Below are 22,073 nucleotides of genomic sequence, written 5' to 3' on the forward strand. Positions count from 1 at the left end.
TTATTTCTGTCCTGTTATGTGGGTGTTATTTTAAAGCCGCAGGTTAACCATAACCTTACAAAGCCTGTAGTTTTTCTTTCCAGGGACACCCTATGAAAACCTCACTCTTCAAAAGTCTTTACTTCCAGGTCCTGACAGCCATCGCCATCGGTATTCTGCTCGGTCACTACTACCCGGAGCTGGGCGCGCAGATGAAACCGCTTGGCGACGCGTTCGTTAAGCTCATCAAAATGATCATCGCGCCGGTCATTTTCTGTACCGTGGTGACCGGTATCGCTGGCATGGAAAGTATGAAGGCGGTCGGGCGTACGGGGGCGGTTGCCCTGCTGTACTTCGAGATTGTCAGTACCATCGCGCTGATTATCGGCCTGATAATTGTCAACGTGGTACAGCCTGGCGCGGGCATGAACGTCGACCCGGCCACGCTGGATGCGAAAGCGGTGGCGGTTTACGCTGAACAGGCGAAAGATCAGGGGATTGTTGCCTTCCTGCTGGACGTGATCCCGAGCAGCGTGATTGGCGCGTTCGCCAGCGGAAACATCCTCCAGGTGCTGCTGTTTGCCGTGCTTTTTGGCTTTGCCCTGCACCGTCTTGGCAGCAAAGGCCAGCTGATTTTTAACGTCATTGAAAGCTTCTCGCAGGTGATCTTCGGCATCATCAACATGATCATGCGTCTGGCCCCGATTGGCGCCTTTGGCGCGATGGCCTTCACCATCGGGAAATATGGCGTCGGCACGCTGGTACAGCTGGGCCAGCTGATCGTCTGCTTCTACATCACCTGTATTCTGTTTGTGGTGGTGGTGCTCGGCTCCATCGCCCGTGCGACCGGCTTCAGCATCTTCAAATTTATCCGTTACATTCGTGAAGAGCTGCTGATTGTCCTCGGCACATCCTCTTCGGAGTCCGCGCTGCCGCGTATGCTCGATAAAATGGAAAAGCTGGGCTGCCGTAAGTCAGTGGTGGGGCTGGTTATTCCTACGGGCTACTCCTTTAACCTGGACGGCACCTCGATATACCTGACGATGGCGGCGGTCTTTATTGCCCAGGCCACTAACAGCCACATGGATATCTTCCATCAGATTACGCTGCTGGTGGTGCTTCTGCTCTCTTCAAAAGGGGCGGCGGGCGTAACGGGCAGCGGATTTATCGTGCTGGCGGCCACCATTTCGGCGGTGGGCCATCTGCCGGTGGCGGGCCTGGCCCTGATCCTCGGTATTGACCGCTTTATGTCTGAAGCCCGTGCGTTAACCAACCTGGTCGGCAATGGCGTGGCGACGATTGTGGTGGCGAAGTGGGTGAAAGAGCTGGATCACAAGAAGCTTAACGATACGCTGAATAACCGCACATCTGAGGACAAAACCCCCGGTTTATCCTCTTAATCCCTCATAAATGCCCGTATTCCCTTGTGGGGATGCGGGCACCTGCGCATAATAACCGTTCATACCTGTCATAATTCGACAAGATTTTTTTTGGGTATATTTCACTTCCGCCCGTGACGTTTAGCCGAACACGCTGTCTAATCGGAAGGTTTTCATCGTCATCTTTGAGTGCTCACGTCGCGAGACACTCTCTTTAACCAGGAATGTTGATCAGGGGTTCACATGCAGGGCACAAAAATTCGACTCTTAACCGGCGGTTTGCTGATGATGGCAGCAGCCAGTTATGTGCAGGCAGATGCGCTCCAGCCAGACCCGGCCTGGCAACAGGGAACACTGGCGAACGGTTTCCAGTGGCAGGTATTATCCACTCCGCAACGTCCGAGCGATCGCATTGAAATCCGTCTTTCTGTGAATACCGGCTCCCTCACTGAAAGCACCCAGCAGACCGGCTTAAGCCACTTTATTCCTCGACTGGCGCTCACCCAGAGCGGCAGTTTGCAGGCGGTTCAGGTGCGTTCTTTATGGCAACAGGCCATCGATCCGAAACGCCCGCTGCCCCCGGCTGTGGTCTCCTATGACTACACCATGTTTAACCTGAGCCTGCCCAACAACCGTAACGATCTGCTTAAAGAAGCACTGACCTATCTTTCGGATGCCACCGGCAAACTGGCGATTACGCCTGAGACCGTTAACTATGCGTTGAGCAACAGCGACATGGTGGCGACCTGGCCGACGGATACCAAAGAAGGCTGGTGGCGCTACCGCCTGAAAGGGTCAACGCTGCTTGGCCACGACCCGGCAGAGCCGCTGAAACAGCCGGTTGATGCCGCGCAGGTGAAATCTTTCTACCAGCAGTGGTACACCCCGGATGCCATGACCCTGATTGTGGTGGGCAACGTGGACAGCCGTGCGGTGATAGAACAGATCAACAAAGCATTTGGCGATCTGAAAGGGAAGCGTGAAACGCCCGCCCCTGTTCCTACCTTGTCCCCGCTGCGTCCTGAGACGGTCAGCATCATGACGGATACCGTGCGTCAGGATCGTCTTTCAATGATGTGGGATACGGCCTGGCAGCCGATCCGCGAGTCTTCTGCGCTGTTGCGTTACTGGCGTGCGGATCTCGCGCGTGAAGCGCTGTTCTGGCACGTTCAGCAGACGCTCAGCAAGAACAACGTGAAAGATATTGGCCTGGGATTTGACTGCCGTGTGCTGTTCCAGCGCGCCCAGTGCGCCATTAACGTGGAATCGCCGGGTGATAAGCTGAATGCCAATCTCGGCGTGGTGGCGAAAGAGCTGGCTAAGGTGCGGAAAGAGGGCCTGTCTGAAGAGGAGTTTAACGCGCTGGTGGCGCAGAAATCCCTCGAATTGCAGAAACTGTTCGCCACCTATGCCCGCGCCGATACCGATATCTTAATCAGCCAGCGCATTCGCTCCTTGCAGAATCAGGTGGTGGATATCGCGCCGGAGCAGTATCAGAAACTGCGTCAGGACTTCCTGAACGGTCTGACCGTGGAGATGCTGAATCAGGATCTGCGTCAGCAGCTGTCGCAGGATATGGCGTTGATTCTGTTGCAGCCGAAAGGTGAGCCGGAATATGACATGAAAGAGTTGAAGGCCACCTGGAGCGCCATCATGGCGACGCCGCCGCAGCCAGCGCAAACGGCAGCCGATGATTTACACCAGGATGCGAGCGATATTCCGCAGGGCCAGTAAGCTCTGCGTTCCCTCAGCCCTGAGGGAGAGGGTTAGGGTGCGGGCATCAGCCCGCACAGTCCTTAAGCAGGCATCGCCTCGCGCGGAATAATCGCTCCGCGATACTGAATCACCGTGCTGGCCGTCAAATGACCGCGCTGCGCCGCCGCTTCCGGCGTCCCCCCCGTCAGACGTACCGCCAGATACCCCGCGCTGAAAGAATCTCCCGCCGCCGTGGTATCGATTACCTTCTCTTTCGCCAGCTTCACCGCCGGCACCTCTGTCACGGCTTCACCTGCAACCGCCACCAGGCAAGACTCCGCCCCGCGCTTGATCACCACTTCGCTGACCCCGGCAGCCTGCGTCCGGGCAATGACCTCATCAACCGGTTTTTCGCCCCACAGAGCATCTTCATCATCCAGCGTCAGGAAGGCGATATCGGTGCATTCGAGCATCTGCTGGTAGACCTGCTGCGTCTCTTCGCGGCTGGCCCACAAACGCGGACGGTAGTTGTTATCGAAAATCACCTTACCGCCATTGGCACGGCATTCGCGCAGCAGTGACAGCAGCTTTTCACGGCTCTCCTGGCTCAGGATCGCCAGGCTGATCCCGCTCAGGTAGAGGTAATCGAAGGTCGCCAGTTCTTCGCAAATGGCAGCGGCGGCCTCGCTTTCCAGCCAGAATTTGGCGGCCGCTTCATTACGCCAGTAATAGAAGGTGCGCTCGCCGGTGCTGTCGGTTTCGATGTAGTACAAACCCGGCAGGCGGTTTTCCATTCGCTGGATCAGCGAGGTCCCAACGTTTTCACCCTGCCAGGCTTCCAGCATCTGCTGGCTGAAGCTGTCCGTTCCCAGCGCGGTAACGTAGCTCACGCTCAGCGCGTCGGGGGCGACCTGACGGGCAATGTAAACGGATGTGTTCAATGTATCGCCACCAAAACCGCGGCTGACTTCCGCGCCTTTCTGGGACAGCTCAATCATGCATTCGCCAATCACGGCAATTTTTTTAGACATAGTCGTGAACCTGAACAAAGAAATTAAGGGTAGTGTGCGCTGTGTGTTTTTTATGGTCAACTATATTAAAACGACGTTCCATTATTTTTTTTGAGCCAGCGCGTATTCCGGCATATTTCTGTCATCTTAATTTCATTTTCCCGGTGAATTGAACATAAAGTTCTCACCTGGCGGGCCGATAACTCAGTGACGAGTCCAGAAAGGCTATCCCATACAACAGGACATCCGAAATGAAGTCAGAGCAGGTTATCCAGCGGCTGAGCACTACGCCTGAGGCAAGTATTGAGAACTTGCAGGAGCATCGCTACTGGCTGCAATGTGAGCGAGCGTACACCTATCAGCCCATCTACCGTACCGATGGTCGGTTAATGGCGATTGAGGTGTTAACGGTCGTCACTCATCCATCGAATCCTTCACAGCGTATTGCACCGGACCGCTATTTTGCGGAGGTTGCCGTGCGTCAGCGTATCGACGTGCTGGAAGAGCAGCTGAGAATGCTGGCGACGAAGCAGGCGTTCTTCGAGCAGCACGGTATTCTGGCGTCGGTGAACGTGGATGGCCCAACCCTGATGGCGTTACGTCAGAACGCGACATTGCAGGCGCTGATTGCCACCTTGCCGTGGATGCGCTTCGAGCTGGTGGAACATGTTCAGCTGCCGCAGGACTCCTCGTTTGCCTCGATGTGTGAGTTTGGCCCGCTGTGGCTGGATGATTTCGGTACCGGTATGGCGAACTTCTCCGCCCTGAGCGAAGTGCGTTATGACTACATCAAAGTGGCCCGCGATCTGTTTATCATGCTGCGCCAGACGCCGGAGGGACGGAACCTGTTTACGATGCTCCTGCAACTGATGAACCGCTATTGCCAGGGCGTCATTGTGGAAGGCGTAGAGACGCTGGAGGAGTGGCGCGACGTGCAAAATTCTCCGGCAGCGGCGGCACAGGGTTATTTCCTCTCCCGTCCTGTCCCCATGGATACCCTGGAAAAGGTGATAACCACCCTCTGATCTGCCCGCTTCCCTTTGTCTGAACTATAGTTTTAGAGGCAAGTTCATCAGGAAAGGGGACAACAATGACAAAAACAACCAGGGTGATTTCCTGGACAGCAGGGATTTTCTTGTTGCTGATCGTGGTCTTAATCATCATTATCGCCACGTTTGACTGGAACCGGCTCAAACCGACCATCAACCAGAAAGTCTCAACCGAGCTAAACCGCCCCTTCGCAATACGTGGCGATTTGGGTGTCGTGTGGGAGCGCCAGAAAGAGGAAACCGGCTGGCGAAGCTGGGTGCCATGGCCGCACGTTCACGCCGACGACATCATTCTCGGCAACCCGCCGGACATCCCCGAAGTGACCATGATCCACCTGCCGCGCGTGGAAGCCACGCTGGCGCCGTTAGCCCTGTTAACCAAAACGGTGTATCTGCCGTGGATCAAACTTCAGCAGCCCGACGCGCGGCTGATTCGCCTGTCAGAGAAAAACAATAACTGGACGTTTGATCTCGCCAGCAGCGGCGATAAAGATCAGAATGCGCAGCCCTCTTCGTGGTCTTTCCGCCTCGACAATATTCTGTTCGATCGGGGGAGGATCGCCATTGACGATAAGGTGAGTAAGGCTGACGTGGAGATCCTCGTCGATCCGCTGGGCAAGCCGCTGCCGTTTAGCGAAGTGACGGGCAGTAAAGCCAAAGGCGATGACAGCAAAGCGGGCGATTACGTCTTCGGCCTGACGGCGAAAGGGCGCTACAACGGCCAGCCGCTGACCGGTAAAGGCAAAATCGGCGGCATGCTGGCGCTCAGGAGTGAGGGCACGCCGTTCCCGGTGCAGGCGGATTTCCGCTCGGGCAACACCCGCGTGGCGTTCGTGGGCACGGTTAACGACCCGATGAACATGGGCGGCGTCGACCTCCAGCTTAAGTTTGCCGGGGATTCGCTGGGTGAACTGTACGATTTGACCGGCGTGCTGCTGCCGGATACCCCGCCGTTTGAAACGGACGGGCGCCTGGTTGCCAAAATCAACACCGAAAAATCGTCCGTCTTTGACTACCGGAATTTTAACGGGCGCATCGGCGACAGCGATATCCACGGCACGCTGACCTACACCACCGGTAAACCGCGCCCGAAACTGGAGGGGGACGTTGAATCCCGCCAGCTGCGTCTGGCCGATCTTGGTCCGCTGATTGGCGTAGATTCGGGCAAAGGCAGGAAGTCTAAAGAGGTTAAAAAGGACGTTCAGCCTGCGGGTAAAGTGCTGCCCTATGACCGCTTCGAAACCGACAAATGGGACGTGATGGATGCGGATGTACGCTTCAAAGGACGTAAAATTGAGCATGGCAGCACGCTGCCGCTGAGCAACCTCTCGACCCATATCATCCTGAAAAACGCCGACCTGCGCCTGCAACCGCTGAAGTTTGGCATGGCCGGGGGAACCATCTCATCGAATATCCACCTGGAGGGGGATAAAAAGCCGATGCAGGGAAGGGCGGAGATCCAGGCGCGTCGGCTGAAGCTGAAAGAGCTGATGCCGGACGTGGAGCTGATGCAGAAAACCCTCGGTGAGATGAACGGCGACGCGGATATTCGCGGCACGGGTAACTCGGTAGCGGCGCTGCTGGGTAGCGGAAACGGCAACCTGAAGCTGCTGATGAACGACGGGCTGGTGAGCCGTAACCTGATGGAGATCCTGGGGCTGAACGTCGGGAACTTTATCATCGGGCAAATCTTCGGTGACGACGAAGTACGCGTTAACTGCGCGGCGGCAAATCTGGATCTGGTCAACGGCGTGGCGCGTCCGCAGATCTTCGCTTTCGACACGGAAAACGCGGTTATCAACGTCACCGGTACCGCCAGCATGGCGTCCGAGCAGCTGGATTTAACCATCGATCCGGAAAGTAAAGGTATTCGTATCATCACCCTGCGCTCGCCGCTGTACGTTCGCGGGACCTTCAAAGATCCTCAGGCGGGCGTGAAGGCCGGGCCGTTGATTGCGCGTGGTGCGGTCGCCGCCGCGCTCGCTACGCTGGTCACCCCTGCGGCGGCGCTGCTGGCGTTGATTTCGCCGTCAGAAGGCGAAGCGAATCAGTGTCGGACGATTTTGTCGCAGATGAAGAAGTAGTCCCGTTTCTCCCTCTCCCTTGCGGGAGAGGGCTGAATCGTAGGCCGGGTAAGGCGTAGCCGCCACCCGGCATTCACTTACAGCGCCTGATGCTTCGTCTCGTGCGTCAGCAGCAGCGCAATCAGCGTCAGCGCTGCCATTGCCGCCAGATAGACACCCACATAGAACAGGCCATAGTTCGCCTGAAGCCATGTGGCGATATACGGAGCCACCGAGGCGCCCAGAATCGACGAAACGTTATAGGAGAACGACGCGCCGGTGTAACGCACTTCAGTCGGAAACAGCTCCGGCAGCAGCGCGCCCATTGGGCCAAAAGTCAGCCCCATCAGGCTCAGGCCAATCAGCAGATACGCCATCACCAGCGCAGGGCTACCTGAACCCAGCAGCGGCGGGAAGACAAACAGCGCGAACAGAATAATCAGCGAGGTGATGACGATCATGCTTGAACGACGGCCAAATTTATCCGCCAGCAGGCCCGCGATGGGCACCATCACACCAAATCCGATGACCGCCATCATCAGCATCCACAGCACTTCGTTACGCGGCAGGCCCAGGCCGACCGGCGCGGCGGCGGTACTGAAGGTCATGGAGTAAACGGTCATGATGTAGAACAGCGTGTAGGTTGCCAGCATGATGAACGTGCCCAGCACGGTCACGCGGAGGTGTTTGGTCAGCAGCGTCCCCAGTGGAACTTTAACCTGCTTTTTCGCCGCGGCGACTTTAGCGAAGACCGGCGTCTCGTGCAGCGACACGCGAACGTACAGGCCAATCAGCACCAGCACGGCAGAGAAGACGAATGGAATACGCCAGCCCCAGTTCATGAACTGTTCATCAGTCAGCAGCCAGGAGAGGAGCAGGAAGGTGCCGTTAGCAAAGAAGAACCCAATCGGTGCGCCCAGCTGCGGGAAAGAGCCATACAGGGCACGTTTGCGCGCCGGGGCGTTTTCGGTCGCCAGCAGTGCCGCGCCGCCCCATTCCCCGCCCAGCCCCAGACCCTGCCCAAAGCGCGCCAGCGCCAGCAGCACAGGCGCCAGAATGCCAATAGTTTCATAGGTCGGCAGCAGGCCGATGGCGACGGTGGAGATCCCCATCGTCAGCAGCGAGGCAACCAGCGTCACTTTACGGCCGACGCGATCGCCAAAATGCCCAAAGACCGCTGAACCAATCGGACGCGCAACGAAGGCGATAGCAAAGGTGGCTAAAGACTGTAGCGTGGCTGCCGTCGGGTCGCCCTGAGGGAAGAAAATATGCGGAAAGACAATGACCGCAGCGGTGGCGTAAATATAAAAGTCGAAGAACTCAATGGCGGTGCCAATCAGCGATGCGACGACGACTTTATTGCGCGAGTTGACCGGAACGTGTTCCGCCCCTTCGTTAAGTGTGGTGGCTGTTGCTTGCATAATATTTTCTTATTTTTGGACGAACGAAGGGCCATATTAGGCATAGCAAAAGCGACATTTCAATCTGTAACAAAGGCGTGGTGTGGTCATAAAAGCAACAAAAAGCGGATAATTTTCAGACCAGCGAAAACACTTCTATGAAATGCTTCACACTTTTTAAATATCAGTCATTAAAACTGGTTTTGCGTTAAATAAAAGTTACGGCCTGGATTTATATGCTGAAATGGCGAATCGGGCTGAAATATCAGCCCGACATGATATCAGCGGTGGGTTTTACCCGGCATGCGCGGGTCATCTTTATACTCTGCCGTGGCGATCCACGCGGCGCAGAACAGCGTCAGGCGAGCGAAGAAATAGAAGAAAGCCATCAGCCCCAGCACCGAACCAAAGGCCGCGCCGGAGGGAGACTTCACCAGGGACGGCAGCGTATAGGTCATCACAATCTTGATCACCTCAAAACCAATGGCGGCAATCAATGTCCCGCGCATCAGCGCCTTCTTGCGCGGACGATGGCGGGGCAAACGCCAGAAGATCCAGAAGAACAGAAGGTAGTTAGCAAAGATAGAAATGGCCAGCCCAATGCCGCGCCAGGCCGGTTTCAGCCATTCAATGTAATCCAGGTACAGCGCGGAGATAATCATCTGCTGCGCGGAACCGGCGACCGAGGTGATGGAGAGCGTAATGACCAGCGCCACCAGCAGCCCAATCAGCGAAATAAAGTCGCGCAGATACTTCACCCATATCTTCTCCTGATCCTGCGGTCTACGCTCCCAGACGTCACGCGACTGGGCGCGAATAGCCTCACGCAGGTTGCCCATCCAGTTCACCCCGGAATAGAGCGCAATCAGCAACCCGACGATACCCACGGTGGTACGCTGCTGCACGGCGGTGTTGATGGTGCTTTTGAGCGTTGCGGCGAGCGTCTGGTCGCTGACGTTGGTCAGGATCTTATTGAAGATGTCCTGCAACAGCGTCGGGTGAGACGCCAGCACAAAACCGGCGGCGGCAAATGACACCATCAGGATGGGGATCATCGACAGGAACGAGAAATAGGTAATCGCCGCGCCAAACTGATTTCCCATGCGGTCGTTAAAGCGCTCAGCGGCGCGTATCAGGTGAGCAATCGCGGGTATCTGCTGAATTTTTTCGGCTATGCCGGTCACGGTGCCCAGCGCTTTGCTGGCCGTTCCAGGCTCTTTCGGCGCTTCAGGTTCGTTATCCATCTTTTTGATGGGTTCATAATCTAAATGTTGAGTCGGTCGTTGCGGGTTATTTTCCGGCGTCACGCGCATTTTCCTTTTCGTTGAGCTGGATGTTACTGAATTATAGCTTGTGGCTAGTCGACGTAACCTTTTGTGAGTTCGGTAAGCCACTCCATAAACACATGCACCCGGCGGGAGAGGTTACGGCGGTGGGGATAAATGAGGGAGACGGGCATCGGTTCAGCCCGGTATTGCGGCAGGATCTCAACGAGTTTTTTCGTGCGCAGGGCATCACGCACCCCGACGCGCGGAACCTGAATAATGCCAAGCCCGGCGATACAGGCGGCCTGGTAGGTTTCAGTGCTGTTAACCGTCAATACGCCTCCCGTTTTTACCCACTGGGTCGCGCTGCCGTTGTAATACTCAAAACCCTGCGGACGCGTGCCCAGCGTGGCGGAGTAGTGGATGAGGGCATGCGAAGCCAAATCGTCCAGCGTCTCAGGGTAGCCGAATCGCGTCAGATAATCCGGGCTGGCGCAGTTAATCACCGAGAGTTTCCCAAGCGGGCGGGCGATAAGCCCGGAGTCCTTTAAGTTTCCCACGCGAACCACACAGTCAAATCCTTCGCGGATGACATCGACCAGACGATCGCTGCTACTCAGCTCCAGCTCAATGCCGGGAAACTGTTGTAAAAATGCAGGCAGTTTCGGAATGACTACATTTCGCGCAATGGCAACGGGCATATCCACACGTAGCCGACCGCTGATGGTTGAAGGGTCGTGCAGGAACATGCCGTCCAGTTCGTCCAGATTCATCAGCAGATCTTTAGCGCGCTCGTAATAAACCATGCCGTCCTGCGTCAGGCTGACGCGGCGGGTAGTGCGGTGCAGCAGCTGCGTGCCCAGTGCGTTTTCCAGTGCCTGGATCTGTCGCGATACGCTCCCCTTCGGCAGGCTTAACGTCTCCGCCGCGCGGGAAAAACTTTCCAGTTCCGCGACCCGAAGGAAAAGCTGCATTGCGTGTATTTTATCCATAGATGTTGGTCATTGTTGTTATGAATGAAACAGTGAAGCGCTGACGGCACTATTTATTGATTTTCTACCATCTAATAAGCTCTTTCTCAATCTTCATCACAGCCGAAACGAGGTGAATTATGAGTGAACGTATTGCTTTAGTGACGGGCGGTAGCCGCGGCCTGGGGAAAAATGCCGTTTTGAAGCTGGCCGCGGAAGGGACAGGCATCATCCTGACCTGGAACAACAGCCAGCAGGAGGCGCAGGATGTTGTGCGCGAAATCGAGGCAACAGGCGGGAAAGCGGCAGCATTGCAGCTTAACGTCGGCGATACGGCAAGTTTTTCGCGCTTTGCTCAGCAGGTGAAGGATACCCTCAAACACGTCTGGCAACGTGACACCTTTGACTATTTAGTGAACAACGCAGGCACGGGGTTATACGCACCCTATACCGAGACGACGGAGGCGCAGTTTGATGATGCGCTGAACATTCACTTCAAAGGGCCGTTTTTCCTCACGCAACAGCTGCTGCCGCTCATAAAAGACGGAGGGCGGATCCTGAACGTCTCCAGCGGACTGGCCCGTTTTACTCAGCCCGGTTCAGGCACCTACGCGGCAATGAAAGGGGCGATGGAGGTGCTGACCCGCTATCAGGCAAAAGAGCTTGGCGCGCGCGGAATTTCCGTCAATATCATCGCGCCCGGTGCGATTGAAACCGACTTTGGGGGCGGACGCGTGCGGGATAATGCGGAGCTTAACCAGCTGCTGGCCTCGCAGACGGCGCTGGGACGCGTGGGCCTGCCCGATGATATTGGTGATGCCATTGCGGCGTTGCTCAGTGACAAACTGGGCTGGATGAATGCACAACGTATTGAAGTTTCAGGCGGTATGTTCCTGTAATGTTCAGTCTTAAGGGGGAGGGAACCCTCTTAAGGAAATCCTTAAAACAGGTATGTCTAAATGCTGGAAGATATAAAGAGAGCTGGGTGATTTGTAACCTCTCCATTCATTGAGTTTTTTCTTAAAAAATGCCTCTGTAGAATCCCCCTTCGCTATTCTCAGAGGAGTAAAACGATGCGAGTAATCATGTTTGACAGGCAGTCATTATTTATTCATGGAGCGATGTACAGTTTGCAGAAGTTAATTCCGAAAATAGAGATGACAGGGGCTCGTCAGACTGATGAATTATGGGCGCAATTATCCGCGTCACCCTCCGCTATCGTCATGATAGATGGGTATTTAATTCGTGATAATGGTGTGGCTTTACTGGAAGAGATTATGGATCGTTTTCCAGCGTCGCGCGTGGTGTTGGTGTTAACGAAAAAAGAGCGACGTTGGGTTGAGCAAATGTTTCAGCGCAACGTGGTGGCGATAATTCCCCGCAATGCGAATCCCGAACGCTTTTCCGCAGTGCTGGATTCCGTATCGCGTGGAATGGTCTGTTTTCCCGGCGAGTGGCTGAAGCAGCACTCCTCTCAGGATGAACTGGCAGTGTTAAGCGAGCGCCAGCGTGAGGTATTGAAGTTACTGGCGGCCGGAGAGTCCAATAAAGAGATTGGTCGTAATCTCAATATCAGTGCGGCAACGGTAAAAGCCCATCTTGAGACGCTTTTCCGGCGTCTTGATGTCAAAAACCGGACGCAGGCCGCGATGTACTACACCCGGGCGACGGCCTGAAGGATCTTCTCAGGCAGAGGGGACTCTTCCCCAAAACTGAAGAGGGTTAATATCAGGGCGTCATGCTGCTGTTGGGTTAATGGGCGTTTGTTCATTTCCCGCAGCAGCGCCTCACATAATTGAATATCATTAAAAAGCAAATTCTCCGCCTCAATCGGCGTGATGAGACTGTTAAATTTTTCCCACTGGCGAATCACGTGACCATAACCAATAACCCATATACCCTTTTCGTCACGGTATTTCTCCAGGGAAAGACCCTGTTGTTTTTTAATTAATGCGATTGCAGCAGAAGATATCTGCATTGCATAACCCGTCATAAGCGTTTCCTCTTAGTGGCGCGACTATAGAGGAAACGCCGCCGGGGAAATATCCGCCAAATGGCTGTTGATCAGGTTTAACTGAACGGGAATTCCTTTTTCAGTAAACCGAATAACCAGTCGTTATGCCATTGCCCTGAAAGGAAATAACTCTCACGCAACTCACCTTCCAGTTGAAAACCTGTTTTTTCCAGCAGTCGCCTTGAGGCGATATTTCCCGCCGTCACGGTGGCGGTGAGCCGACGGATATTACCCTGAGTCAGCGCGAAATCACACACAGCCCGCAGAGATTCAAAGCCGTAACCTTTCCCCTGCGCAGAGGGCGCAAAGAGAAAACCGACTTCAGCACAATCTGCTTCCCGGTGCACATAGCCGGTTACGCCCAGCGGCGTCTGGCTGGCCGTCTCACGCACCACAAGGCAGAGCCAGTACGAGCTGCCCGGCATCCACGGCAACAGACGAGACTCAAAGGCTTCCCGAATGTCCGCCTCGCTACGCGCAGGGGCGACAAAACGCATCACCTCAGGATTTTGCTGTAGCGACAGAAAAAAGGGCCAGTCTTGCTCTTGCAGCGGCGAGCAGGTGAGACGCGCGGTGGTTAAGGCGGGCATGACGATCCTCCGGAGGCATTGCAAATGATTATAAGGTTGTCACTTTATTTCAACAGAAAGTCAGGTATGTTTAACCTCATATAAATAAAAAGAAAAACGACTTTTAATGCCGCTTTAGCGGTACTCATTGTCTCTCAAGGAAAACAATGATGATTAGCTCATCGCATCATACCCGCGAACAGTTTGAACACTGTCTGGCAGCGATCCGTCAGGCGTCTGTTGAAATTTTACTTCTGTTGAATGTACATGTTTCTGAAGGAAAAGATCCACGCTGGTTTCTGGAGCAACTGGATAGCGCCCGCCTGGGGCTGGGCGGGTGGGGCGCCGTAGCCAGGAAGCTGAATCTGAATGATGCGGAAATGACGGCCTTTACGCTGCAATTACGCTTGCTTCAGCAGCGTGTTCCCCAGTATGAAAGCGGGCAGGATGTCAGCGAAAATCAGCTGATTGCGGCGATGCGCTTCGTCACCTCCCTTGAATATCTGCGCCTGCAACAGCCCCTCCTGACCTACGAAACCGGGAGGGTGCCAGAGAAGGAGAGCCAGCTTCAGGCGCAGAAACAGGTGCGTGCCATTGAGCTGATGATTAAAGGACTGATACAGCAGGCGTGGCCCGATCCGGTGCGGCTGAATAATCATCTTAAGACCTTGTTTAACGCTGAACGCGTGCGTCGCTGGCTGAAAAACGGTGAGATTAATGATGTTCTGAGCGGCATGTTGTTCAGCGAACTGGCCCAGCTGCTGGTGGATAAAAAAGAATTTAGCCGCTACTACGCGCCGCTGTTTAACGCTCCGGACATGCTGACGCTGCTGGTAGAGCCCCGCAAAACCCTGCAAACCTTCCTCGAAGATATTCGACAAATCCGCAACAGCATCACCGTGCAGCAGCCGTTAAGCGGGGCGCAAATCCAGCTGCTCGACTGCTATTACACGCAGATCACCCGCTCCGTTCAGCGCGCGTTTGAGGAAGGGCGGACACGCGTTAACCCGGCGGCGCTGATGGCGGTGGACGAAAGCGAGCTGCACGCGTTCTGGGAAAAGGCGCAAAAAATGGACCGCACCACAGGCGGCGATCTTTTTGAAGTGCGCGACAGCATAGAAAAACCGACTCAGCGCACCGCGCGTACGCCAGAGCAGCGCGAACAGCTGATTTCCGGCGTGCTGTGGGGAGCGGTTGGCGTGATGGTTATCGCGATTGTCGTGGGGGGATTCTGGCTGGTGACCAGCAGTAAACCGCAGCCGGCTGTGGCCAGTACGGTATCTCCCGCGCAGGTGCAGGAGATGCGCGAAACGCCTTCCTCACGCGAGACGTTAACCCGCATGGGTGTTACCTGGGATGAGAATAATTTCCGCTCGGCCATCAATCGCAATGACACCCGCGTGGCGCTCCTGTTTTTGCAGGGCGGGATGGACTGGAAAATGTCATGGACGGAGGAGGCGTTGTCGGCAGGCTACGACGATGTACTGGAAGTAATGTTGCGCTACCGCCTGCAAATGACAGAGCAAAAGCCCTGCCGACGCTTTATTAATACGCTTAGCCATGCGATGGCGAACGGCGAATCGCTGACGCCTATGCGTAAGCAGTACCTGAAAGCATTCTGTACCGTTCCCGCGGTGGTGAAACGCCAGCAGCACGACGCCGATATGGCAACGCGCCGCGCGAAGACGCAGCCCGATGCCAGCACAAAAAAATGGCAGTCCATCCAGACTGCCATTTATGAGGTGATCCGCTGATTATTTTTCCCCCTCACCCTGCCACTCAGGGGAGAGGGGCAGGGTGAGGGGTGAGGCTCAGGGCTCCCCATACAGCCCAATCAACCGCCGCACCACGCCATTCGTCCAGCCGAAGCCATCCTGCAACGGATACTCACCCCCGCCACCTTCGCGTGGCGTGCTGCTGGCGATGTGGTACTTCTCAATCAGCTTATGATGGGTTTTGTAGTAATGGTTCACCGTGTGCAGCCAGCTCCAGGCGATCTCATCTCCCAGCGAGTCGTTGCCGTACTGCTTGAACCCCTGGATCGCCATCCACTGGAGCGGCGCCCAGCCGTTCGGCTTATCCCACTGCTCCCCGGTTTCATATTCGGTGGCGAGAATACCGCCCGGCGTGAGCAGACGGGCTTTAACGGCATCGGACAGCCGTTCAGCCTGCTCATGCGTCGCCATGCCCACATAGAGCGGCACAATGCTGGCCGCAGAGAACAGCGCCAGGGCTTCACGCCGCCAGTCGTAATCACGATAACAGCCGTTCTCTTCGTCCCACAGATAGCGGTTCACCGCCGCGCGCCGGTCGCTGGCTTTCTGGCGGAACAGATCAGCCGTCTCTTTATCCCCTTTCGACGCGGAGATATTGGCGATAGCGCTCTCCAGTTTGAACAGGAATGCGTTCAAATCAATGGGGATAAATTGTGTCGTGCGGATGCTGGCCAGCCGCGCAGGATCGCGCAGCCAGCGGGATGAGTAATCCCATCCTGAGGCTGCCCCGGCGCGCAGGTCGCGATACACCTCGTTCGGCGGACGACCGGAATGACGGGCGGTTTCCACGTCCTCAATCCACGATTCATCTCGCGGCGTGTCGCGATCGTCCCAGTAGCGGTTGAGCAATGAGCCATCCGGCATGCGTACCGCACTGCGATAGGCCTGATTGAGCAGCAGCGATTCCGCCCCGTCCATCCAGAAGGCGTACTCCATCTTAAGATGCTCAAGATAGCGCTTCGCCCCTCGCACGCCGTCCTCTTCAAACAGCTCCACCATCAGGGCAAAAACGGGCGGCTGGGAGCGGCTGAGATAGTAGGTACGGTTGCCGTTCGGGATATGGCCGTAGCGCTCAATCAGCCAGGCGAAGTTATCGGCCATACATTTCAGCAGATCGTTACGACCGCTTTCAGCAAGCCCCAGCATGGAGAAGTAAGAGTCCCAGTAGTAGGTCTCACTGAATCGCCCGCCGGGCACAATATAGGCCTGCGGCAGCGCCAGCAGCGACGACCACGGGATGTGATCCTGCGGTTCGCGCGTCAGCACCGGCCACAGATTATCAATATGTTCTTTCAGGGACAGGCCGGGGTCAGAGACGTACTCTTTGCTGTAGTCCTCCGGCAGCCAGAAGTGATTCTCCACAAAGCGCGCCAGGTCAAAATCACGGTGACGACGCACCTTGCGATAGCGGATCAAAATATCCAGCGGATCCATCTTCGGCGCGCAGTCGGGAAAGGTTTTGCTGTCCGCAAACAGCCGCGACGACTGGACGTGTTCAAACAGTTCAAGGTAGCGGTCTGCGGGCGTAAGGGCATCGGACGCCGGCAGTCCTTCAATCATTTCCGGTTCCGGCTCTGCCTCGATCATCTCATCCAGTTTTAACTCACAGGGATCGGTTTCGTAGCGCAGCTCTTCTGCAATCTCGAACTCGATATCCTCGGCAGTCTGTAGTTTCTGGTTGAACATGGTGTTCAGGACCTCCGGTTTTTGTCGTAACCAATACGGGTTTTTCCCGGCTATCTTTAAAGCGTAGACATTCGCTTCGGTTAATGCGGTGCGAAGTGTGCGGTAGATCACGCTTTCAAAATGGATTTAAACACGCTGAAAATCAGATATCCCTTTGATTATGAAATTATTAAATCAGAATCTTTGGAAACAGAGCAGGAATAAAATTCAGAGCATTCGGTATTCTGCATATACGCACAGATTAATGTGCCTGACGCGCATCGCCCTGAAGGCTGTTGGCGGTTTGATTGGCTTTCTGGCTGGCGCCTTCGCTTTTATCCATCGCCTTGCTGGCCGCTTTTTCCGCATGGGCGGCGCTGTACGCAGCCAGATGGGAAATCACGATGGCGTAAATGCTCATTAACGACACCCACAGAATGCTGTTTTTCCACCACAGCAGGGTAGGAATCGTCAGTATCGCCCATACCAGCGCGAGAACAAGGTGCATTTTGGCCATCAGTTTTGCGGTGATCTTTACGTGCATTTTCATATCTCTAATCTTTTTCCGTAGTAACAGGCGAACGCGTAGCGCTTTCTAAGATTAGTTAATTCCACCGCGGGTACCGGGTTATTTTGTTACCGTTTGTACAGCCGTTGGGTTTACCTGCCCAGGGCATAAAAAAACCGGCCTGCTGGCCGGTTTTGTTGCGGATCAGACGGATCAGCGCATAGTCACAAACTCTTCCGCCGCAGTCGGGTGGATCGCCACGGTGTTATCGAAGTCTTTCTTCGTTGCGCCCATCTTCAGTGCCACCGCGAAGCCTTGCAGGATCTCGTCCATGCCGAAACCAATGCCGTGGATGCCGACGATCTTCTCCTCCGGGCCCACGCAGACCAGCTTCATGCGGCATGGCTGACGGTGCGAGGTGACCGCGGTATACATCGCGGTAAACGCCGATTTATACACTTTCACCTGGTCATCGCCGTACTGCTCACGCGCCTGCGGCTCGGTTAAGCCGACGGTACCGATTGGCGGGTGGCTGAAGACCACGGTCGGGATGTTGCTGTAGTCCAGATGTTCGTCCGGCTTGTTATTAAACAGACGCTCGGAAAGACGACGCCCCGCCGCCACGGCAACCGGCGTCAGCTCTACGGCGCCGGTGTTATCACCGACGGCATAAATGCCCGGTACGCTGGTGTTCTGGAATTTATCAACGACAATGTAGCCTTTTTCATTGGTTTTCACCCCGGTTGCGGCCAGATTGAAGTTGTCGGTGGCCGGTTCACGACCAATCGCCCAGATCAGGCAATCAACGGTCTGGCTGCGACCATCTTCCAGCTCCAGAGTCAGGCTACCGTCCGCATTTTTCACCACCGCTTTTGGCACGGCGTTGGTGTGCAGGGTTGGGCCTTCGGCGTTCATCACCTCAACCAGCGTGTCGACGATCAGCGGGTCAAAGCTGCGCAGCGGCGCGTGTTTACGCACGAACAGGTGCGCTTCCGCTCCCAGGCCGTTAATCACGCCGGCCAGCTCAACCGCGATGTAACCTGCGCCCACAATGGCAACGCGTTCTGGCAGAGCAGGCAGCTCGAAGAAACCGTCGGAGTCGATACCGTATTCCGCGCCCGGAATGTTCGGGTGGCTCGGACGGCCACCGGTGGCGATCAGGATGTGATCGGCGGTGATCGTCTCGCCGTTCACTTCGATCGTCTTCGCATCCACGAAACGGGCGAAGCCGCGGATCACGTCGACGTTATTCTTGCCCAGTACGTTATCGTACGAGGTGTGAATACGGTCGATGTAGGCGGTACGGCTGGCGATCAGTTTATCCCAGTCGAAGTGGTTGATGGTGGTGTCAAAGCCGTAGTCCGGGCCATACATATGGATAGCTTCACGGATTTGCGCGGCATGCCACATCACTTTCTTCGGTACACAACCCACGTTCACGCAGGTGCCGCCGAGTTCTTTGGCTTCAATCAGCGCACACTTCTGGCCGTACATGGCTGCACGGTTGATGGAGGCGATGCCGCCGCTGCCGCCGCCGATTGCGATGTAGTCATAATGCTTAGTCATAGCGTTGTCCTTAATCGTGAATTGCCGCGATTGTATACCTGAAATCAATAGTTTCCACCGATGGCTGCGATTACTCCGGCACGATCCAGCTCACGGTGGCGTGACCCGTACCGGCTGGCACCAGCGTTTTGTGCAGCCACGGCAGCACGTTGTTCATCTGTGCTTCGAGCTTCCACGGCGGGTTAATGACGATCATGCCGGACGCGGTCATGCCGCGCTGGTCGCTGTCAGGGCGCACCGCCAGCTCAATTTGCAGGATTTTACGAATGCCGGTCGCTTCGAGGTCTTTGATCATGCGTTTAATTTGCGCGCGCAGCACTACCGGATACCACAGGGCATAGGTGCCGGTCGCAAAGCGTTTGTAACCTTCGTTAATGCCGGTCACCACCGCCTGATAGTCGGTTTTGATTTCGTACGGCGGGTCGATCAGCACCAGGCCGCGACGGGAAACCGGCGGCAGTTTGGCTTTCAGCTGCTGGTAGCCATCGGCTTTGTCCACGCGGGCGCGGTTATCTTTCTGAAACTCAGAACGCAGCAGCGGGAAGTCGCTCGGGTGCAGCTCTGTCAGCTGAAGGCTGTCCTGCTCGCGCAGCAGCTGGCGGGCAATCAGTGGTGAACCCGGGTAGTAACGCAGCTGGCCGTTGCGGTTGAAGTGATTCACCACGCCAATGTACGGCTCCAGCTCGGCAGGCAGATCGTCCTGCTGCCAGATACGCGCAATCCCTTCCAGATATTCACCAGTACGCTCGGCATGCTCGCCGCTCAGCTGATAACGGCCCGCGCCCGCGTGGGTGTCCAGATAAAGGAACGGTTTATCCTTTTCTTTAAGCGATTCGATGATCAGGCTCTGAACGGTATGTTTGAGGACGTCGGCGTGGTTGCCTGCGTGGAAGCTGTGGCGATAACTGAGCATGGGTAATGATATTCCGCTGAATTGACGATTTGCCACAGTTTACAGCAGAACGGCACAGATTACCCGCAGGCCCGGTAAGCGCAGCGCCACCGGGCGTTTTTCGACAACCTTCGGCATTGAAATCCTCTACACTTAACCCCATTACTGAAAACAATATGCACAGCGCCGGATGCGCGCTTCATTCATCTATTTCAACAGGACAGCGTTTATGACCAATCCATTACTGACGCCTTTTTCGTTGCCACCGTTTTCTAAAATCCTCCCTGAGCATGTGGTTCCGGCCGTTACCCAGTCGCTGAACAACTGCCGTGCGGCGGTAGAAAACGTGGTCGCGCAGGGCGTGCCGTACACCTGGGAAAATCTGTGTCAGCCGCTGGCCGAAGTGGACGACGTGCTGGGGCGTATCTTCTCCCCGGTGAGTCACCTGAACTCGGTGAAAAACAGCCCGGAGCTGCGTGAGGCCTACGAACAGACCCTGCCGCTGCTCTCTGAGTACAGCACCTGGGTCGGTCAGCATGAGGGGCTCTACAAAGCCTACCGCGACCTGCGCGACGGCGACCACTATGCCGAACTGAACACGGCGCAGAAAAAATCGGTCGATAACGCCCTGCGTGATTTCGAACTGTCCGGGATTGGCCTGCCAAAAGAAAAACAGGTTCGCTACGGCGAAATCGCCGCGCGCCTGTCCGAGCTGGGCAACCAGTACAGCAACAACGTCCTCGACGCCACCATGGGCTGGACGAAGCTGATTACCGATGAATCTGAACTGGCGGGTATGCCGGAAAGCGCGCTGGCGGCGGCAAAAGCCCAGGCCGAAGCGAAAGAGCAGGAAGGCTTCCTGTTAACGCTGGATATCCCAAGCTATCTGCCGGTGATGACCTACTGCGACAACCAGGCCCTGCGCGAAGAGATGTACCGCGCCTACAGCACCCGCGCCTCCGATCAGGGGCCGAATGCGGGCAAATGGGATAACAGCCCGGTGATGGCGGAGATCCTCGCCCTGCGCCACGAGCTGGCACAGCTGCTGGGCTTCGACAGCTACGCGGATAAATCCCTCGCCACCAAAATGGCCGAGAACCCACAGCAGGTGCTCGACTTCCTGACCGATCTGGCGAAACGCGCCCGTCCTCAGGGTGAAAAAGAACTGGCTCAGCTGCGCGCCTTTGCGAAAGCGGAGTTCGGCGTGGACGAGCTTCAGCCGTGGGATATCGCATACTACAGCGAAAAACAGAAACAGCACCTCTACAGCATCAGCGACGAACAGCTGCGTCCGTACTTCCCGGAAAACAAAGCCGTTAACGGCCTGTTCGAGGTGGTGAAACGCATCTACGGCATTACCGCGAAAGAGCGTACCGATATCGACGTCTGGCATCCGGACGTGCGCTTCTTTGAGCTGTATGACGAGAAAAACGAGCTGCGCGGCAGCTTCTATCTGGATCTTTACGCGCGTGAAAACAAACGTGGCGGGGCGTGGATGGACGACTGCGTGGGCCAGATGCGTAAAGCGGATGGTTCCCTGCAAAAACCGGTCGCCTACCTGACCTGTAACTTCAACCGTCCGGTGAACGGCAAACCTGCGCTGTTTACCCACGATGAAGTGATCACCCTGTTCCATGAGTTCGGTCACGGCCTGCACCACATGCTGACCCGCATCGAAACCGCTGGCGTCGCCGGTATCAGCGGTGTGCCATGGGATGCGGTCGAGCTGCCAAGCCAGTTTATGGAAAACTGGTGCTGGGAGCCGGACGCGCTGGCGTTTATCTCCGGTCATTACGAAACGGGCGAACCGCTGCCGAAGGAACTGCTGGATAAAATGCTGGCGGCGAAAAACTACCAGGCGGCGATGTTTATCCTGCGTCAGCTGGAGTTCGGCCTGTTCGACTTCCGCCTGCACGCCGAGTTCAGCCCGGAGCAGGGGGCGAAAATCCTCGAAACCCTGGCTGAGATTAAAAAGCAGGTCGCGGTTATTCCAGGCCCGACCTGGGGACGCTTCCCGCACGCGTTCAGCCATATCTTCGCAGGCGGGTACGCCGCAGGCTACTACAGCTACCTGTGGGCCGACGTGCTGGCGGCGGATGCCTTCTCGCGCTTCGAAGAAGAGGGGATTTTCAACCGCGAAACCGGTCAGTCGTTCCTTGATAACATCCTGACGCGCGGCGGTTCAGAAGAGCCTATGGAGCTGTTCAAACGCTTCCGTGGCCGCGAGCCGCAGCTGGATGCGATGCTGGAGCATTACGGAATCAAAGGCTGAT

At 56.0% G+C, this 22,073-nt stretch carries 18 protein-coding genes; 8 read left to right on the forward strand and 10 right to left on the reverse strand.

Annotated elements, in window-relative coordinates; translation table 11 throughout:
* The first annotated feature begins 92 nt into the window (after positions 1 to 92).
* Both dctA and SK58_RS03145 read left to right on the forward strand, forming a co-directional pair.
* Positions 93 to 1,379 carry a C4-dicarboxylate transporter DctC gene (dctA, locus tag SK58_RS03140; RefSeq protein ID WP_015571524.1) on the forward strand — a complete coding sequence of 429 codons (1,287 nt, stop codon included), beginning with the start codon at positions 93 to 95 and terminating at the stop codon, positions 1,377 to 1,379.
* 222 nt (positions 1,380 to 1,601) lie between these two features.
* Positions 1,602 to 3,092 carry a M16 family metallopeptidase gene (locus SK58_RS03145; protein ID WP_023295577.1) on the forward strand — a complete coding sequence of 497 codons (1,491 nt, stop codon included), beginning with the start codon at positions 1,602 to 1,604 and terminating at the stop codon, positions 3,090 to 3,092.
* Positions 3,093 to 3,154: 62 nt separating this feature from the next.
* Here the strand turns inward: SK58_RS03145 and SK58_RS03150 are convergent, their stop codons facing one another.
* Positions 3,155 to 4,084, reverse strand: a complete 930-nt coding sequence (locus SK58_RS03150) for a 2-dehydro-3-deoxygluconokinase (protein ID WP_017384186.1) — start codon at positions 4,082 to 4,084, stop codon at positions 3,155 to 3,157.
* 230 nt (positions 4,085 to 4,314) lie between these two features.
* Here SK58_RS03150 and pdeH point away from each other — a divergent pair, with 230 nt between their 5' ends.
* The gene (gene pdeH, locus SK58_RS03155) at positions 4,315 to 5,088 is read left to right on the forward strand and encodes a cyclic-guanylate-specific phosphodiesterase (protein WP_015571521.1); all 774 of its coding nucleotides are present in this window, start codon (positions 4,315 to 4,317) and stop codon (positions 5,086 to 5,088) included.
* A gap of 65 nt (positions 5,089 to 5,153) precedes the next feature.
* Entirely contained in the window at positions 5,154 to 7,196 is a 2,043-nt protein-coding gene (locus SK58_RS03160) for an AsmA family protein (RefSeq protein WP_048219356.1), read from the forward strand.
* 77 nt (positions 7,197 to 7,273) lie between these two features.
* Here SK58_RS03160 and SK58_RS03165 read toward each other — a convergent pair whose 3' ends face one another.
* From SK58_RS03165 to SK58_RS03175, 3 genes are all read right to left on the reverse strand, one after another.
* Entirely contained in the window at positions 7,274 to 8,596 is a 1,323-nt protein-coding gene (locus SK58_RS03165; RefSeq protein ID WP_015571519.1) for an MFS transporter, read from the reverse strand.
* Positions 8,597 to 8,856: 260 nt separating this feature from the next.
* A complete protein-coding gene (gene yhjD, locus SK58_RS03170; RefSeq protein ID WP_023295574.1) occupies positions 8,857 to 9,882 on the reverse strand; it encodes an inner membrane protein YhjD in 1,026 nt (341 codons plus the stop codon).
* Positions 9,883 to 9,932: 50 nt separating this feature from the next.
* Complete coding sequence (locus SK58_RS03175) at positions 9,933 to 10,832, reverse strand: LysR family transcriptional regulator (protein WP_017384184.1); 900 nt, start codon at positions 10,830 to 10,832, stop codon at positions 9,933 to 9,935.
* 119 nt (positions 10,833 to 10,951) lie between these two features.
* Between SK58_RS03175 and SK58_RS03180 the strand changes: the two genes are divergently transcribed.
* Positions 10,952 to 11,710 (forward strand): SDR family NAD(P)-dependent oxidoreductase, encoded by a 759-nt coding sequence (locus SK58_RS03180; protein WP_017693813.1) that lies wholly within the window; start codon positions 10,952 to 10,954, stop codon positions 11,708 to 11,710.
* A gap of 174 nt (positions 11,711 to 11,884) precedes the next feature.
* Positions 11,885 to 12,487: a response regulator transcription factor gene (locus SK58_RS03185; RefSeq protein ID WP_017384182.1), complete on the forward strand. Its 603-nt coding sequence runs from the start codon at positions 11,885 to 11,887 to the stop codon at positions 12,485 to 12,487.
* Here the strand turns inward: SK58_RS03185 and SK58_RS03190 are convergent.
* Entirely contained in the window at positions 12,466 to 12,804 is a 339-nt protein-coding gene (locus SK58_RS03190) for a lysozyme (RefSeq protein WP_015571514.1), read from the reverse strand. The two genes, SK58_RS03185 and SK58_RS03190, sit on opposite strands and share 22 nt — an antisense overlap.
* Positions 12,805 to 12,881: 77 nt before the next feature.
* Entirely contained in the window at positions 12,882 to 13,415 is a 534-nt protein-coding gene (locus tag SK58_RS03195; protein ID WP_045910933.1) for a GNAT family N-acetyltransferase, read from the reverse strand.
* Positions 13,416 to 13,561: 146 nt separating this feature from the next.
* Here SK58_RS03195 and SK58_RS03200 point away from each other — a divergent pair, with 146 nt between their 5' ends.
* Complete coding sequence (locus SK58_RS03200; protein WP_048219358.1) at positions 13,562 to 15,148, forward strand: STY4199 family HEPN domain-containing protein; 1,587 nt, start codon at positions 13,562 to 13,564, stop codon at positions 15,146 to 15,148.
* 57 nt (positions 15,149 to 15,205) lie between these two features.
* Here SK58_RS03200 and SK58_RS03205 read toward each other — a convergent pair whose 3' ends face one another.
* From SK58_RS03205 to SK58_RS03220, 4 genes are all read right to left on the reverse strand, one after another.
* Positions 15,206 to 16,855, reverse strand: a complete 1,650-nt coding sequence (locus SK58_RS03205; protein WP_015571511.1) for an alpha,alpha-trehalase — start codon at positions 16,853 to 16,855, stop codon at positions 15,206 to 15,208.
* A gap of 241 nt (positions 16,856 to 17,096) precedes the next feature.
* Entirely contained in the window at positions 17,097 to 17,384 is a 288-nt protein-coding gene (locus SK58_RS03210; protein WP_015571509.1) for a hypothetical protein, read from the reverse strand.
* A 171-nt stretch (positions 17,385 to 17,555) separates the two neighbouring features.
* On the reverse strand, positions 17,556 to 18,908 hold the full coding sequence (gene gorA, locus SK58_RS03215) for a glutathione-disulfide reductase (RefSeq protein WP_017384179.1): 1,353 nt from the start codon (positions 18,906 to 18,908) through the stop codon (positions 17,556 to 17,558).
* Between the two features lie 70 nt (positions 18,909 to 18,978).
* Positions 18,979 to 19,821, reverse strand: coding sequence for a 23S rRNA (adenine(2030)-N(6))-methyltransferase RlmJ (locus tag SK58_RS03220; protein ID WP_006808562.1), 843 nt, complete (start codon positions 19,819 to 19,821; stop codon positions 18,979 to 18,981).
* A 208-nt stretch (positions 19,822 to 20,029) separates the two neighbouring features.
* Between SK58_RS03220 and prlC the strand changes: the two genes are divergently transcribed.
* On the forward strand, positions 20,030 to 22,072 hold the full coding sequence (gene prlC / locus SK58_RS03225) for an oligopeptidase A (RefSeq protein WP_048219362.1): 2,043 nt from the start codon (positions 20,030 to 20,032) through the stop codon (positions 22,070 to 22,072).
* Position 22,073: the final 1 nt, after the last annotated feature.

Source organism: Enterobacter sp. BIDMC93 (assembly GCF_001037805.1).
GTDB classification, from domain to species: Bacteria; Pseudomonadota; Gammaproteobacteria; order Enterobacterales; family Enterobacteriaceae; genus Enterobacter; species Enterobacter hormaechei_C.